Origin of the sequence: Streptomyces sp. cmx-4-9 (genome assembly GCF_046548835.1) — a bacterium.
GTDB lineage: Bacteria > Actinomycetota > Actinomycetes > Streptomycetales > Streptomycetaceae > Streptomyces.
This window is the reverse complement of the sequence record NZ_JAEBEE010000001.1, coordinates 714,615-730,641: the sequence shown is the minus strand read 5'-3', so window position 1 is coordinate 730,641 and position 16,027 is coordinate 714,615. Positions and strand designations below refer to the sequence as shown.

Annotated in this window: 11 protein-coding genes; 7 read left to right on the top strand and 4 right to left on the bottom strand. The window is 72.7% G+C overall.

Annotation, left to right across the window (positions count from 1 at the left end):
• Positions 1–7: 7 nt before the first annotated feature.
• Positions 8–1,018 (bottom strand): Lrp/AsnC family transcriptional regulator, encoded by a 1,011-nt coding sequence (locus tag ACLJTM_RS03455; RefSeq protein WP_411101816.1) that lies wholly within the window; start codon positions 1,016–1,018, stop codon positions 8–10.
• A 167-nt stretch (positions 1,019–1,185) separates the two neighbouring features.
• Here ACLJTM_RS03455 and ACLJTM_RS03450 point away from each other — a divergent pair, with 167 nt between their 5' ends.
• Entirely contained in the window at positions 1,186–2,682 is a 1,497-nt protein-coding gene (locus ACLJTM_RS03450; RefSeq protein WP_411101815.1) for an MFS transporter, read from the top strand.
• 159 nt (positions 2,683–2,841) lie between these two features.
• The gene (locus ACLJTM_RS03445; RefSeq protein ID WP_411101814.1) at positions 2,842–3,516 is read left to right on the top strand and encodes a hypothetical protein; all 675 of its coding nucleotides are present in this window, start codon (positions 2,842–2,844) and stop codon (positions 3,514–3,516) included.
• A 129-nt stretch (positions 3,517–3,645) separates the two neighbouring features.
• On the opposite strand, the gene ACLJTM_RS03440 is transcribed toward ACLJTM_RS03445, so the two are convergent.
• Both ACLJTM_RS03440 and ACLJTM_RS03435 read right to left on the bottom strand, forming a co-directional pair.
• On the bottom strand, positions 3,646–5,154 hold the full coding sequence (locus ACLJTM_RS03440) for a nitronate monooxygenase (RefSeq protein WP_411101813.1): 1,509 nt from the start codon (positions 5,152–5,154) through the stop codon (positions 3,646–3,648).
• Between the two features lie 240 nt (positions 5,155–5,394).
• Positions 5,395–7,662, bottom strand: coding sequence for a M4 family metallopeptidase (locus ACLJTM_RS03435; protein ID WP_411101812.1), 2,268 nt, complete (start codon positions 7,660–7,662; stop codon positions 5,395–5,397).
• Between the two features lie 381 nt (positions 7,663–8,043).
• Here ACLJTM_RS03435 and ACLJTM_RS03430 point away from each other — a divergent pair, with 381 nt between their 5' ends.
• Complete coding sequence (locus ACLJTM_RS03430; RefSeq protein ID WP_411101811.1) at positions 8,044–9,519, top strand: sugar transferase; 1,476 nt, start codon at positions 8,044–8,046, stop codon at positions 9,517–9,519.
• An 18-nt stretch (positions 9,520–9,537) separates the two neighbouring features.
• On the opposite strand, the gene ACLJTM_RS03425 is transcribed toward ACLJTM_RS03430, so the two are convergent.
• The gene (locus tag ACLJTM_RS03425) at positions 9,538–10,482 is read right to left on the bottom strand and encodes a GDP-L-fucose synthase family protein (protein ID WP_411101810.1); all 945 of its coding nucleotides are present in this window, start codon (positions 10,480–10,482) and stop codon (positions 9,538–9,540) included.
• A gap of 287 nt (positions 10,483–10,769) precedes the next feature.
• On the opposite strand from ACLJTM_RS03425, the gene gmd reads away from it, so the two are divergent.
• From gmd to ACLJTM_RS03405, 4 genes are all read left to right on the top strand, one after another.
• Positions 10,770–11,783, top strand: coding sequence for a GDP-mannose 4,6-dehydratase (gene gmd / locus ACLJTM_RS03420; RefSeq protein WP_411101809.1), 1,014 nt, complete (start codon positions 10,770–10,772; stop codon positions 11,781–11,783).
• Between the two features lie 246 nt (positions 11,784–12,029).
• Positions 12,030–14,807 carry a LamG-like jellyroll fold domain-containing protein gene (locus tag ACLJTM_RS03415; RefSeq protein WP_411101808.1) on the top strand — a complete coding sequence of 926 codons (2,778 nt, stop codon included), beginning with the start codon at positions 12,030–12,032 and terminating at the stop codon, positions 14,805–14,807.
• Positions 14,808–14,950: 143 nt separating this feature from the next.
• Complete coding sequence (locus ACLJTM_RS03410; RefSeq protein WP_411101807.1) at positions 14,951–15,634, top strand: hypothetical protein; 684 nt, start codon at positions 14,951–14,953, stop codon at positions 15,632–15,634.
• Between the two features lie 143 nt (positions 15,635–15,777).
• The gene (locus ACLJTM_RS03405) at positions 15,778–15,990 is read left to right on the top strand and encodes a hypothetical protein (RefSeq protein ID WP_411101806.1); all 213 of its coding nucleotides are present in this window, start codon (positions 15,778–15,780) and stop codon (positions 15,988–15,990) included.
• The last annotated feature ends 37 nt before the right edge of the window (positions 15,991–16,027 follow it).

The following is a 16,027-nucleotide window of genomic DNA, read 5'->3' as shown; positions in this document are numbered from 1 at the left end:
GGACGCCTCACAGGACGGGCGGCGGGTCCACCAGCCGCCCGTCCTCCACCAGCATCCCCGCCCGCTTCACGTGCCGCAGGGTCGGCACCACCTCCATCTGCCGGATGCCGGGCAGCGCGCCGATCCGCTCCGTCACGTACGTGTAGAGGGCGTCGGCGTCCCGGCACACCACCACCGCCAGCAGGTTCACCGACCCGGTCACCGCCGCCGCGAACGGCACCTCCGGGTGGCTGCCGAGAGCTGCGCCCGCCTCGGCCAGCCGGGCCGGCTGCACCGTCAGCAGCAGCGTGGCCTCGGCCTCGTACCCCAGGGTCCAGGGCACGGTCTCCACGTCGACGTACATGGCCCCGAGCTCCCGCAGCCGCTCCAGCCGGCGGCGGGCGGTGGACTCCGACAGACCCGAGGCGCGGGCCAGCTCCGGAAAGCCCGCCCGGCCGTCCCGGCCCAGGACGGACAGCAGCGCGAGCTCCGCCCCGTCCAGCTCGTAGCGCCCCGCCGGGGCGGGCGCCGCCGACGCCCGCGCGGGGGTCAGGGCCGCGATCTGGTCCGGGCGCAGCACGCCGAGTCCGAACCACGGCTCGGGACCGCCCATGAACATCCGCAGGATGGTGTGCGCGCTGACCCCGGTGACCCGGCGGGTGCGCGGGAGCTTGTCGAGCAGCAGGGCGTCGCGGTCCCCGCGGGTCCGGGCCTTGGTCATGCAGTGGACGTCGGTCCCCCCGGAACCGAGGGTGACCCAGGCGATGTCCGGCCGGCGGGCCAGCGCCCCGGCGACCGTGAGCGCCGCGTCGGGTGCGCACTGGAGCCGCAGCCAGGACTCGAACAGGCCGGTGCGGCGGCCCTGGGGGAGCCCGATCACCCGGACCAGGCCGGAGGTGCGCATCCGGCGGTAGCGGCGCACCACCGTCTGGTCGGAGACGCCCAGCACCTCGGCGAGGCGGCTGAAGGAGGCCCGGCCGTCGATCATCAAAGCCTGGATCAAGGCCTGGTCGAGCGCGTCGAGCTTCACTGCGTGCATGGTTTCCATCATCCCAGGCGCCGCGATGGCGGGAATCGGCCGGAACACCGGCGCCGGGTGCGGGATCGAGGCCCGTCCCTGAGACCTTGGGGCGGCCGGGAACCCGGCTCGTACCTCCGGGACGGCACGCGATACCCGCCCGTCCCGCGGACCCCGAGGAGAGAACCATGCGCAAATGGCTACCGCTGACGGCGGTGTGCCTCGGGGCCTTCATGCTCCTGGTCGACGTCACGATCGTGACCGTCGCCCTGCCCGACATGGCCGCGGACATGCACACCGGATTCGCCGGCCTCCAGTGGGTGATGGACGTGTACGCCCTCGCCCTCGCCGCCCTGCTGCTCGGAGCCGGCGCGCTCGCCGACCGCATCGGCCGCCGGCGGCTCTACCTCGCCGGGCTGGGCCTCTTCGCCCTCGCCTCGCTCGCCTGCGGGCTGGCGGGCGGCCCCGGCGCGCTGATCGCCTTCCGCGCGGTCCAGGGGATCGGCGGCGCCGCCATGTTCGCCACCACCATGGCCCTGCTCAGCAGCGCCTACAAGGGCCGCGACCGAGGGGTCGCCTTCGGCGTCTGGGGCGCCGTCAACGGCGCCGCCGCCGCGGCCGGGCCGATCATCGGCGGGCTGCTCACGGAGCACTTCGGCTGGCGCTGGATCTTCTTCATCAACCTGCCCGTCTGCGCCCTCGCCGTGTACGTCACCCTCCGGGCCGTCGGCGAGTCCCGCGACCCGCAGGCCCGCGGCCTGGACCTGCCGGGCACGGCCACCTTCACCGCGGGCGCCGCCGCCGTCACCTACGGGCTGATCCGCGCCGGGGAGGACGGTTGGACCTCGCCCGTCGCCCTCGCCGTGCTCGGCCTCGGCGCGGCCGCCTTCGCGGCCTTCGTCCTCGTCGAACTGCGCAGCCCGCGCCCGATGCTGGACCTCTCGCTCTTCCGCAGCCCGACCTTCGTGGCGGTGATGGCCAGCGCCCTGCTGCTGTCCGGGGCGGCGTTCTCGTACCTCATGTACGTGTCCCTGTGGCTGCAGTCCGCCGAGGGGATGGGCCCGGTGGACGCGGGCCTGGTGATGGTCCCGCTGAGCCTGGCCTCCTTCGTGGCCTCGGCCCTGGCGGGCCGGCTGCTGCACGAGGCCCCGGCCCGCGTGACCATCGGCGGGGGACTGCTGCTGATCGGGGTGGGCGCCCTGCTCCAGGCGTGGATGCTGGACGCCGGCGACGGCTGGCCGGCCCTGATCCCGGGGCTCGTGGTGACCGGCGTGGGCGTGGGCGTCTGCATCCCGCCGCTGGCGGCGGCCGCGATGGCGGCCGTGGCCCCGGACCGGGCGGGCATGGCGGGCGGCGCGCTCAATACCGCGCGGCAGCTCGGGATGGCCCTGGGGATCGCGGTGCTCGGCGCGGTCTTCCAGTCCGGGCTGGCGGACGGGCTCGACGGATCCGGCCGGCCCCCGGGCACGGCCGGCGCGCTGGCCTCCGGCCGGGCCGGGGAGCTGCTGGCGGCGTCCCCGGACGCGCGGGGCTGGGTGGAGGCGGCCTTTGCGAGCGGACTGCGGGAGGTGTTCGTGGTCGCGGGGGTGATGGGGCTCCTGGGCGCGCTGGTGCTGGTGGTGCTGATCCGTCCCGGAGGCCGGGGCGCGGCGGCCGCGGCGGCGCCCGAGGGTGCCTCGGCCTGACCCGGTGCCCGCTGCCGGATGGGCCCAGGCGCACCGTCCGGGGGGTGAACCTGCGAAGGCACCGAGCACGCCGAATCGATTCTGCTCAGCCGTCCGCTCCTACGCTGCCCGCGGATGCCACCGGTCCGGCATCCGCGGAACCCGAGGAACGGACTCCCCATGCGTCTTCGCACCACCGCCGCCGTGCTCGTCGGCGCCGCCGCGCTCGTCCTGCCGACCGCCGCCCCGTCACTGGCCGACGACCACGACGGCCGCGGCCTCGGCACCCTGCACTACCGGTTCGTCGAGGACGACGGGGACGAGCGCCGTGCGCAGATCCGGCCCGCGGGCCTCGACACCTGCTACCTGCTCACGCACACCTCCCGGCACGAGCCCGCGGTCGAGGTGGTCAACGGGACCCGGGCGGTGGCCGTCCTCTTCGGCAACACGGGCTGCAGCGGCCGGCCGCAGCGGGTGCTGGGCCCGGGTGAACGGGCGCGGAACCTTGAGGCGGTGGCGGTCTACTTCCAGCCGGCCGACGGCCGGGACGACCAGGGCCGCGGCGATGAAGAAGGCCGCGGCGACCAGGGCCGGGACGACCAGGGCCGCGGGGATGAAGAAGGCCGCGGCGACCAGGGCCGGGACGACCAGGGCCGCGGGGATGAAGAAGGCCGCGGCGACCAGGGCCGGGACGACCAGGGCCGGGGGGAGGGCGGCCGCCAGGACTCCGGGCGGCCGGACTCCGCCCGTGAGGACGCTGCGTCTGGCGGCGCCGCTCCCGTCGCGGACGAGGAGGCCGGGCAGGCCGGGGACCCGTTCGACCGCTTCGCCCGTCTCGCCGGCCTGACCCGCTGACCGACCGCGCGTCCCGCCGGTCCGCTCCGCCGCCGGGTACCCGGCCCGGCCCGGCGGCCATCCGGAGCCCGGTCGCGGGCGCCGGGGGCCGCCGCGAGGGGGCCGGTGGCCGGTCCGGGTGACCGGGGGTCAGGCCCGGGCCGGCGCGGCGGCTCCGGTCGCCAGCCAGCGGACCACTTCGGCCGCCGTGTAGGGCCCGGCGTCCGGGGAGAGGGCCGGCAGGAACGACAGGTCCTTGCCGATCGTCACCAGCGGGGGCTCCACCCGGCCGCCCGGCCGCCGCTGGGCCAGGCCGATGGTGGCGAGCAGCCCGTTGCACAGGCACTGCCGGCCCTCGGTGTCGGCCGCGTCCCCGCCCTTGCGGACGTAACTCCCCACCGGCTCGGCCGCGCAGCGGTAGACCAGCCCGCGGGGGCCCCGTACCACCGTGCGAAGGAAGCCGAGGTCGCACACCCGGCGCCGGGCCGCCGCCACCTCCGGATCGGAGACCGTACCCGCCAGCTCCGCCACCTTGAAGGGGAACGCGGTCGGGGAGGCCGCGGGGTCGTTGCGGACGGTGAGGGTGCCTGCCAGGGCCCGGCCGCGCAGTTCCGTACGCAGCCGCGGGGCCATCCCCGACTCCTCGCAGAGGGCGAACGCGCTGCCGATCTGCACCCCGGCCGCGCCCTCGGCCAGGGCCGCGGCCACCGCCTCCGGGCTGGCCTGGCCCCCGGCCAGCCAGAACGGCAGCCCGAGCGCCGCCATCTTGGCGAGGTCCGGATGGTCGCGCGGGCCGTACACCGGCTCGCCCGCCGCATCGAGGGTCATCGGCCCGCGCGGCGGGGCGCTGTGGCCGCCCGCCCCGCTGGTCTCGATCACGAAGCCGTCGGGGCGGGTCGCCTCGTCCCGGGCCAGGTAGGCCGCCAGCACCGGGAGCGACACGATGGCGAGCACCTCCGGGCGCCGCAGCGGCCCCGGCAGGTGCCCGGCCAGCAGCGCCTGCGGGTCGAAGAGGTGGTCGAGCGGCTCCTCCTGCCCCTCGACGGCGATCCGGGTCACGCAGGGTTCACAGCGCGCCAGCCGCGCGGCGAGGGCAGGGATCTGACCGGGGACCCCCGCGCCCACGAGCACGTGGTCGACGCCTGCCAGGATCGCGCCGAACATCGCGGGGGCGGTGGCCAGCTGGATCTTCTCCAGGTAGTTGATGCCGACGACGCCGTCATGTCCCTCCTTCGCCAGCCAGACCTCGACGAAGTTGCCGAGGACGGTGAGGACGTCCGCCTGGGCCCCGCCGGTCGCGCGCAGCCGCGGGGTGGTGCGCAGCGGGACGCCCTCGCCGGGCCCGCCCTCCCGGAAGTAGCAGTCGAGGGCGGTCTGCGCGAGTTCGGGGAGCGGGAAGGCGGCGAGCGCGCGACGCGCGTGGCCGCCGGGGTCGCCGGTCTGCAGGACGCGGGCGAGCACGACGTCCAGGGCGGTGCCCGAGACCACGCCCAGCTGCCCCTCGCGGGACACCGCCCGGGCGAGCCGCCAGCCGGAGACGCCGACACCCATGCCGCCCTGGATCAGCCAGGGGCGCCGCGACGCGGCCGCGGCGGGCCGCACGAGGCGGAGGGGCTGAACGGCCGCAGCGGGCCGGGCGGTCGAAGAGGGCTGCGGCATGGGGCACGTCCGTCACTCGCTGGGTCACCCGAACCTACGCTTGCGTAGGTTCGCTCGGGTTCAGTCTCCCCGTGCCCGGGCCCGTGCGGGGGCGCCGAAGGTCCCCGGCTGCCGGGCAGCTGGTCCCGCCCGGACACGGACCAACGGGGCAGGACATGGGACAGGGCCGCCCGGGGAGGTCTTCCTCCCGGGCGGCCCCGTGTCTGGCGGTTCAGCTGTCCTTCACCGGACCCGGTGGGGTCAGAAGGTGAGCTTCCAGCTGTTGATGTAGCCGGTGTCCAGGCTGGCAGCGTCCTTGACGCGGAGCTTCCAGGTGCCGTTGGCGACCTCGGAGGAGGCGTTCACGGTGAAGGTCTGGACGATGTTGTCCGCGCTGCCGCCGGTGCGGTTGCGCAGGTTGTAGACGCTGCCGTCGGGGGCGACCAGGTCGACCACCAGGTCACCGACGTAGGTGTGGACGATGTTGACGTCCACCTTCAGCGTGCTCGGGGCGTTGCCGGTGCGGGTCACCGCGATCGGGGACTCGACCGTCGCGTTGTCCGCGATCTGGTAGTCGTTCGTGTTCTCGAACACGTTCTGCTGGCCGGTGCCGACGGTCCAGGTGAAGGACGCCGTACCCGTCTTGGCCGCGGAGTCGGTCACCGTGACGGTCACGTTGGACGTGCCCGCGGTGGTGGCCGTGCCCGAGATCAGGCCGGTGGAGGAGTTGATCGACAGGCCGGCCGGCAGGCCGGTCGCCGCGTAGCTCAGCGCACCCGGGTTGGTGCTGGTCGCCTGGACCTGCAGGCTGACAGCGGTGTTGACCTGGGTGGTCTGGTTGGCGATCGGGGTGACCGAGACACCGCTCACGATGCGCGGGCCGACGTTGATGGCCGCCCAGGCGTTCGCCGCGTTGTTGTAGGTGGCCGAGCCGGCGCCGTAGAGGTCGGCCGCCGCCTGCAGGGTCGCCGTACGGGCGGCCGCGTAGTTGGTGTTCGACTTGAACAGACCGGTGGTCAGCGCGCGGAACCAGATCTTCGAGGCGGCGTCCCGGCCGATCGCGGTGACCGGCAGGCCGTCCGAGGTCGGCGAGTCGTAGCTGACCCCGTTGATGACCTTGGTGCCCGAACCCTCGGAGGCCAGGTAGTACCAGTGGTTGGCCGGGCCCGAGGAGTAGTGGACGTCGATGCCGCCGAGGCCCGAGTACCACGCGTCCTTGGACGAGCCGTCCTTGCTGGGCTTGTCCATGTAGCGCAGCGGCGTGCCGTTGCCGTTGATGTCGATCTTCTCGCCGACCAGGTAGTCGCCGACGTCCTGCGGGTTGTTGGCGTAGAACTCGACCGCCGCCGCGAAGATGTCGGAGGTGGCCTCGTTCAGACCGCCGGGCTCACCGCTGTAGGTCATGTTGCCGGTGACCGAGGTGAGGCCGTGGGTCATCTCGTGCGCCGCCACGTCGGTGGAGGTCAGCGGCTTGCTGTTGCCGCTGCCGTCGCCGTACGTCATGCAGAAGCAGGAGTCGTCCCAGAACGCGTTCACGTAGCTGTTGCCGTAGTGGACCCGGGTGTAGGGCGCCACGCCGTCGTTGCGCAGACCGTTGCGGCCGTGCACGTTCTTGTAGTAGTCCCACGTGACGGCCGCGCCGTAGTGGGCGTCCGCGGCGGCGGTCTCCAGGTTGGAGGCGGCGCCGTTGCCCCAGACGTCGTCCGGGCCGGAGAAGAGCGTGCCGGTGCCGGAGGAGCCCCGGTTGAGGTTGTACGTCTTGTGGTTGCCGCGCCCGGCGTCGGTCAGCGTGTAGGTGCTGCCCGACTGCGAGGTACCGAGGGTCACCTGGCCGCTGTACATGGTGTTGCCGGTGCCGGTCTCGATGGCCTGCCACTCGGTGATCTTGGCGCCGGTCTTGGCGTTGGTCACCACGTGCAGCTCATTGGGCGTGCCGTCGTGCTGGAGGCCGCCGACGACGGTCTCGAACGCAAGGACCGGAGCGCCCTCGGCCGCCCAGATCACCTTGCGGGCGCCCTTGGAGGCCTTGGCCTCCTTGGAGCCCTCGGCGTTCGCGGCGGAGACGGCCTGGCCCTCGGCTGCCGCCGGGGTGACCGTGGCGTTGGTGTCCGCGACCTTGATCTCGTGCTGCGTCGCCTTGGTGACGCTCTTGGTCACGCCGTCCTTGGCGTGGACGGTGAGGTCACCGCCGAGGACCGGGAGGCCGTCGTAGGTGCGCTCGTACGTGGTGTGCGTGGTGCCGTCCGCGTCCTTGACCACATCGCGGACGACCAGCTTCTCGCCGCTGCCGAGGCCGAGGGCCTTGGCCGCCTGCGCGGTGGTGGAGTTGGCCTCGGCCAGGAGCGTCGCACGCTCCGAAGCGCTGAGTACGCGGTTGGCCGCGCCCGGGTTGGACTGGACGGATGCGCCGGCCTGGGACGCGGTTGCGTCGGCGGTGGCGGTACCGGTCTGTATGCCGACGGCGAGCAGGGCTGCCGCGGCTACGAGCGCGCCGGCCGCAGTGGCGCGTCGCTGGGGGGTGGACCTCAACGCAGACTCCTTCTGCAAGGGGGGTTCCGGACGGCTGGGTGGGCCTCCGGGCAGAACAGGGCTGGTGCGATGAACGGTCGAAGATTGCCACTTGCGGGCCGCGATGTCAGGGCCGCGTCAAAAGGTTGGCTGGAAACAGTTCGTTGTCCGAAGAGACGTATCCGGTATCCGGACCATTCACCTTTGTGTGGGAGAGGGGGCCCCAGCAAAAGGAACGACTGATACCGGTTGCTAACACTTGCGCAACAAGAGGCCGTGTTCACCCGAACGGCATTTACCGTACGGGCGTTTGTCGTACTGTTTCCCGGTGCGACAGATGTCCGTTGCCTGGGGAAGCCGTGGACAGTCGCCAACGTCATAGACCACGTGCCAGGGGGGCCCATGAGGCATGTCCATTTTCCTGCGCAAAGAGTGGCCCGAGCGCCTCAGGGGTCGACCGCACCCGCCCGGCGGCTCGGTGACAAGGCCCGGTGGTACCTGCCGGCCGCACTCGTCACGGACTTCCTGGGCGCCGCCGTGCCCGTCGGGCTGGTCTTCGAGGCCGCCCAACAGGTCCGGCCGGTGTACTGCGCCCTCGGCGCCGCCCTCGCGTGGACCGGCGTGCAGGCGCTGCGCCGCCGGTACGCGGCCCGGCAGCTCGGGGAGTCGCGCGGTGTCCTGCCCGTGCTGCACGACTGGCTGATTCTCATCGGCGTACTGGCCGTGGCCCGCGTGGTGACCGAGGAGGACACCCCCCGGCTGTCCGCGCTCGGGGCCCTGGTGCCGGCCCTGCTGATCACCGTCGCCTGCCACAAGCTGACCTACCGCCACCTCTCCGCGGCCCGGCGCGAGGCCCAGGCCGTGAGCCGGGTACTGGTCGTCGGGGAGCCGGACGCCGCCGAGGACGTCATCGCCCACCTGGCCGCCCGCACCGACCACCCGTACGTCGTGGTCGGCGTGGTCCCGGTCGGCGAGGGGACCCTGGGCAGCGGGGTGCCGATCGCGGCCCGGCTCGACGCGGGCATGCCCCAGGCGCTGAACGGGGACGCCGAGCTGGTGCTCGGCGCCGTCGGCAGCCACCACGCCGACCTGGTGCTGGTGGCCCCGGGCGCGCGGTTCGCCGGGGACCGGCTGCGCCGGGTCGCCTGGGCCCTGCACGACGCCGGGCTGGAACTCGCCGTCTTCCCCGGCCTGGTGGAGGTATCCGTCAAGCGGCTGGAGACCCTGTCCGCGGGCGGCCTCGCCGTGCTGCGGGTGGCGCCGCCGGTCGGCCGGGGCTGGCAGACCCTGTTCAAGGCGGTCCTGGACCGGGCGGGGGCCGGGCTCGGACTGCTGCTGCTCTCGCCCCTCTTCCTCGGGATCGTGCTGGCGATACGTTTCGGCAGCCGCGGCCCCGCCTTCTACCGGCAGCAGCGCATCGGCCGCGACGGCATCCCCTTCACCATGTGGAAGTTCCGCACCATGGTCGTCGACGCGGACGCCCGCAAGGCCGAGCTCGCCGGGGCCAACGAGAACGACGGCCTGATGTTCAAGATGCGCCGCGACCCCCGGGTCACCCGGGTCGGCCGACTGCTGCGCCGCACCTCCATGGACGAACTGCCCCAGCTGGTCAACGTGCTGACCGGACGCATGTCGCTGGTCGGGCCGCGTCCGCCGCTGCCGGAGGAGGTAGCGGAGTACGACGAGGTCGAGCTGCGCCGGCTGAACGTGCGGCCCGGGATGACAGGGCTGTGGCAGATCAGCGGACGGTCGGACCTGTCCTGGGATGAAACGATTCAGCTCGATCTCCAGTACGTCGACAACTGGTCCTTCACCAGCGACGTCGACGTCATGGGCCGTACCCTCCGCGCCGTCGTCGACGGTCGCGGAGCGTACTGAGGGGCCGCGGCCTTGAGATCAGCCCTGCTCGCGCCACCACCGGTAGGTGGCGGAGATGCCCTCCCGCAGCGGGATGCCGGGCTTCCAGCCCAGCGAGGTGAGGCGGCCGACGTCCAGCAGCTTGCGCGGGGTCCCGTCCGGCTTGGACGTGTCCCAGGCGAGCCGGCCCTGGAAGCCGGTGACGTCGGCGACGGTCTCGGCCAGCTCCCGGATGGTCAGGTCCTCGCCGCAGCCGATGTTGACGGGCTCGTCGCCGTCGTAGCTGTCCAGCAGTACGGCGCAGGCGGCGGCGAGGTCGTCCACGTGCAGGAACTCCCGGCGCGGAGTGCCCGAGCCCCACAGCACGACCTCGTCCCGGCCCTCGGCCGCAGCCTCGTGGAAGCGCCGGATCAGGGCGGGCAGGACGTGCGAGGACTCCAGGTCGAAGTTGTCGCCGGGACCGTAGAGGTTCGTGGGCATGGCCGAGATGTACGAGGCCCCGTACTGCTTGCGGTACGACTGGACCTGGACGATGCCCGCGATCTTCGCGAGGGCGTACGCCTCGTTGGTCGGCTCCAGCGGGCCGGTCAGCAGGGCGTCCTCGCTGATCGGCTGCGGGGCCAGCTTCGGGTAGATGCACGAGGAGCCGAGGAACAGCAGCCGGCCCACTCCGGCCTCGTGCGCCCCGGCGATCACGCTGAGCTGGATCTTCAGATTGTCCTCGAGGAACTGCACCGGGTACGTGCTGTTGGCCATGATCCCGCCCACCTTGGCGGCGGCCAGCACCACGGCGTCGGGCCGGACGTCCCGGAGGTACGCCGCGGTCGCGGCGGCGTCGCGCAGGTCGAGGTCGGCACGGCCCCGGGTGAGCACCTCGTGCCCGTCCGCGGTGAGGCGGCGGGCCACCGCGGACCCCACGAGGCCGCGGTGGCCCGCGACGAAGACACGGGCGTTCGGGGGCAGCAACGGCAGCGAACTTGTCATACCGCCGATGATGCCAGTCCGTTCCCGCGCCGGAGGCAGTGGTCCGCATCCCGCGGCCGCCGGTTGCGTGCGGCGCCCGTCCGGTGGCCGAATCCGCCGCAAACGAGGCCGGACCGGGCGTGTACGGTACGCATCCAACGGCGGGGTCCCCGGACCGGACGGCTCGCCGGCCCCGGTGCGCCCCCCTGCCGGGCGGGCCCGCGGCCGGGCCCGCGCGCAGCGCACCCCATCCCGGCAGCACTCTCACGAACCACCACGAACCGCAACGAATCCCAGGGGGACCCCACATGGGCAAGACCGCACTGATCACCGGCGTCACCGGGCAGGACGGCTCGTACCTCGCCGAGCTCCTGCTCTCCAAGGGCTACACGGTGCACGGGCTCGTGCGGCGGTCCTCCAGCTTCAACACGGAGCGGATCGACCACATCTACCAGGACCCGCAGACCGCCAACCGGTCCTTCGTCCTGCACCACGCCGACCTGTCCGACGGCGTCGCCCTGGTGAACCTGCTGCGCGAGATACGCCCCGACGAGGTCTACAACCTCGGCGCCCAGTCCCACGTCCGCGTCTCCTTCGACGCGCCGCTCTACACCGGCGACGTCACCGGCCTCGGTGCGCTGCGGCTGCTGGAGGCGATCCGGGCCAGCGGCGTCGACACCCGCATCTACCAGGCCTCCTCCTCGGAGATGTTCGGCGCCACCCCGCCCCCGCAGAACGAGGCGACCCCGTTCCACCCGCGCAGCCCCTACGGCGCCGCGAAGGTGTTCGCGTACTGGACCACGGTGAACTACCGCGAGGCCTACGGCATGTACGCGGTCAACGGGATCCTCTTCAACCACGAGTCCCCCCGCCGCGGCGAGACCTTCGTGACCCGCAAGATCACCCGCGCGGTCGCCCGGATCAAGGCCGGCCTCCAGGAGAAGCTCTACCTGGGCAACCTCGACGCGGTCCGCGACTGGGGATACGCCCCCGAGTACGTGGACGCCATGTGGCGGATGCTCCAGCAGGACGAGGCCACCGACTACGTGGTCGCCACCGGTGTGGCCGCCACGGTCCGCGAGTTCGTCGAGGCCTCCTTCACGCACGCCGGCCTCGACTGGAACGAGCACGTGCGCTACGACCCGAAGTACGAGCGCCCCAGCGAGGTCGACGCCCTCATCGGCGACGCCTCCAAGGCCAATGAACTGCTCGGCTGGAAGCCGACGGTCCTGGTCGCCGACCTGGCCAAAATCATGGTGGACGCCGACATCCGACAGGTCGAGGACCAGCTCGCCGGCGTGACCGTCCGCATCGACCGCTAGGCCTTATATTTCCCCTACGCTTTGCCGCGTTCCGGTCATGTCCTCCCGTGTCGGGCGGGCGTGACCGGGGCAAAGCTGCCGTATGTCCGTCGTGCACCCTCCATGCTGAACCCTGTTGATTCCAATTTGGTATGCAAGGGGTCAAGTGAGGTGACCGGGCCCTCACGTGAGCCCTAGTCTGCGCCAGTACATATGGCTGTTCGGATAGTTTCAGCCATCAAACCGGGCGATTGCCCTGGGGGGCTCATGCGTAGATCCAGAGGGCTGACTGCTGCCCTCGTCCTGTCACTGGCCGGTGCCGGCACCGGCATAGGCCTGGTGCTGATGCCCGAGGCGTCGGCCATCACCCAGCCGGTGGCATTCACGGCCGACCAGCTGCCGACCTGGCAGCCCGACGGCATCGTCTGGGCCATGGCCCAGGCAGGCGGCACCGTCTTCGCCGGCGGCACCTTCTCGGCGGTCCGCCCGCCCGAGGGCTCCGGCAGCGGTACCGAGCAGGAGGCAGTGAACTTCGTGGCGCTCGACGCCGCGACGGGCAGCCCCACCGCCTGCAAGCTCGCCTTCACCATCGGCGAGGGCACGGCGACCGTGCGCACCCTGGTCGTCTCGAAGGACAACAAGACCCTGTACGCGGGCGGCTACTTCGGCGCCGTCAACGGGACCCCGGTCTCCAGCGTCGCCGCGATCGACATCGCGACCTGCACCCCCAAGGCCTCGTTCCACCCGGGCTTCCCCGCCACCGTGCGCGCGCTCGCGGTCACCGACGACACCCTGTACGCAGCCGGGGACTTCTACCAGGTCGAGGGCCAGACCCGGGAACGGTTCGCCGCGGTCGACGCCTCCTCCGGCGCGGTGAAGCCCTTCACCGCCAACGCCGACGAGCCGGGCCGCGCCATCGAGGTCACCCCCGACGGCAAGAACGTGCTGCTGGGCGGCGACTTCTTCAGCATCAACGGCGCCAACACGCACGCGCTGGCCGTGGTGAACTCCACCACCGGCGCGATCACCAAGACGTACACCAACATCCCGTCGAATTCGGTCGTCAAGGACATCGCCACCGACGAGACCGGCTTCTACACGGGCAACGAGGGCTCCGGCGGCGGCGTCTTCGACGGCCGCATCGGCCTGCGCCTGAACGACTTCACCGAGAAGTGGCGCGACCGCTGCCTCGGCGCCACCCAGTTCGTGCTGCCGTACCAGGGCGTGCTCTACAGCTCCTCGCACGCGCACGACTGCTCGCTGGAGGGCCAGTTCCCCGACGGCAAGCGCAACTTCCTGCTCGCGCAGCTGACCGACCACGAGGGCGCCGCCCCCGCGCCCGTGGGCGGCTTCGTGCGCAGCCCGCGCAAGCTCGGCTGGCACCCCACCGCGAACGACGGCCTCGGCGAGGGCATCGGCCCGCGCGTCATGGCCATCGCGGAGAAGAACGACACCAAGTACATGTGGGTGGGCGGTGAGTTCACCCTCATCAACGGCGTCCCGCAGCAGGGGCTGACCCGCTTCGCCTCCACCGGCGACGTCGGCGCCCCGACCACCCCCGTCGTCAGCGCCGCCAGCGTCAAGCCGGGCGAGGCCCAGGTCCGCTGGCGCACCAGCTACGACGCGGACGACAGCAAGCTGACCTACCGCGTCTACCGCAACGGCTCCGCCACCCCGGCCGCCACCGTGTCCGCCGAGTCGCTGGAGTGGGAGCGCCCGCAGGCCTCCTGGACCGACACCACCGTCAAGGCCGGCCAGTCGTACACCTACCGCGTGACCGCGACCGACGCGGCGGGCAACACCAGCGCCCTGTCGGCCACGGCCTCCGTGTCGGTCCCGACCTCGGTCCAGGCCTACCCGAACCAGGTCCGTACGGACGGCGCCCAGGTGTACTGGCGCTACGACGACTCCGTCAGCCCGTACGTCGCCGACTCCTCGGCCGGCAACTACAGCGGCATCCAGGTCAACACCCCGGCGCTGCGCCAGAGCCCCGGAGCCGTCGCCGGCTCCAGCACGGCGATGGGCTTCAACGGCACCAGCCAGCAGCTGCACGGCGACCGCCGCCAGAGCGTCGGCGCGTCCTTCACCGTCGAGACCTGGTTCAAGACGAACACCAACCGCGGCGGCAAGCTGCTCGGCTTCGGCGACAACACCAGCCGCACCAGCGGCCAGTACGACCGCCACCTGTACATGTCCAACACCGGCCGCCTCTTCTTCGGCGTCTACGACGGCTCCAACCGGACGGTCTCGACCGGCCTGTTCGACACGTACAACGACAACAAGTGGCACCACGTCGTCGGCACCCAGGGCCCCAACGGGATCACCCTGTACGTCGACGGCCAGAACAAGGGCTCGTCGGGCGCGAAGAGCACCAGCACCTACGAGGGCTACTGGCACGCCGGCGGCGACAGCCTCGCCGGCTGGCCGAGCCGCCCGACCAGCAACTTCTTCGCCGGACAGCTCGACGAGTCGGCCGTCTACCCGACGGCGCTGACCCAGGCCCAGGTCAAGAGCCACTTCGACCTGGCCAAGGCCCCCACCGACACGGTCTCCGAGGTCAACGCGACCGAGGACACCTACATCAACCAGGGCGCCCCGGGCACGGCCTACGGCACGTCCACCTCGCTCGCGGTGCGCGGCACCTCGGCGTACGAGACGTACCTGCGGTTCAACCTGCCGGCCGCGCCGGCCGGCCAGGTCCTGAAGGCCGCCTCGCTCCAGATCAAGACCACCACCCAGGCGGGCGCCGGCACGGCCGACACCGTCTCCGTGGTCCCGGTCACCGGCACCTGGAGCGGCGCGGGCACCACCTTCAACACCAAGCCCACGCTCGGCACCACCGCACTGGGCACCATCGCGGGCGTGCCGGACGGCTCGGCCGTCCACAACGTCGAACTGGACACCGCCGCGGTCTCCGCGGTGCTGGGCGGCAGCTACAGCATGGGCCTGACGAGCACGGGCACCGACCCGCTGTGGATCTGGTCCTCGGAGGCGACCGCCGCGGAGGGCACGCCGCAGCTGGTCCTCACCTTCGGCGCGAAGTAGCCGCAGCCACCGCAGTGACCGAGGCAACCGCCTGACGGCGTGCGGGGCCCGGCCCTCAGGGGCCGGGCCCCGCACCCGTAGGGTCCGCCGGGCCGATCGGCCCGGGCGCCCCCACCCCACCCAGTAAGTACGGGAGCCATCCGATGTACCCACGCTCCGCAGCGGCTGCTGTCCTGCTGGCCGCCGCCCTCACGCTGACCGCCTGCAGTTCCGGCGGGGACAAGGCCGACTCCGGCGCGGAGGCGAAGGCGAAGCCCCTGGCCTCGTCCTCGGCGCCCGACCCCGCGGACACCCCGGCCACCGCACCGCCGGCCTCGCCCGAGGCCAAGCCCTCCGGCCCGGTGCTCCCCGACGCGAAGCTCACCCCGAAGACGGGCAGCTTCACGGCGCAGGAGAAGAAGTACCTGAGCGGGCGGGTCCCCGAGAAGATGGACCCGGCGGCCGTCCTGCAGACCGGCCAGGAGGCCTGCCAGCGGGTGGAGCGCACCGCGAAGCGCGACAAGGACGCGGCGACCGGCGCCGTCGTCACCGGGGAGATCACCGGGGCGAAGGACGCGATCACCCTGCTGTGCCCGGAGCAGAAGCCGATCCTGGCGGCTGCCGAGAAGGGCTTCCCCGAGGGCCCGCGCACATCGCCGGCCGCGGGCACCTACCGCGCGCTGACCCAGTCCACCACCTGCACCTGGGAGGCGAAGGGCAAGGACGGAGCGGTCCTGGCCTCCGGTCCCGAGACCCCGCCGAAGGCCGGCGACAAGATCACGGCGGCCGTCCCGGCCGGCACCGCGGAGTTCAACTCCACCGGCTGCTACGCCTGGATCCCCGCCTAGTGCGGTGACCAGCGGTCCCACCCCACACGTACGAGAACGCCCCCGCAGCCGAACTCCCGGCCCGCGGGGGCGTTTTCACCTGCCGGGCCGGGGTAACCGCGGGACCGGAGCACGACGACACCGACCTTGCGGAGGCGAATCCTATGACCGGCCTGGGTGGCTGCATCGGTCTGATAGTGGTGGGGGCGATCCTCACCTTCGCCACCGACTGGGAGATGGAGAGCGTCAACCTCGACCTGGTCGGGCTGATCATGATGGCGGTGGGCCTCATCGGCCTGGCCGTCTACAGCAGCGTCCTCAAGCGCCGCCGGGCCGTGGGCGCCCTCCCGGTGGTGGAGCAGCGCCGCGACATCTGAGCCGCGGCGCCGCCCCAGCCGGGCCGCGGCGCCCCCG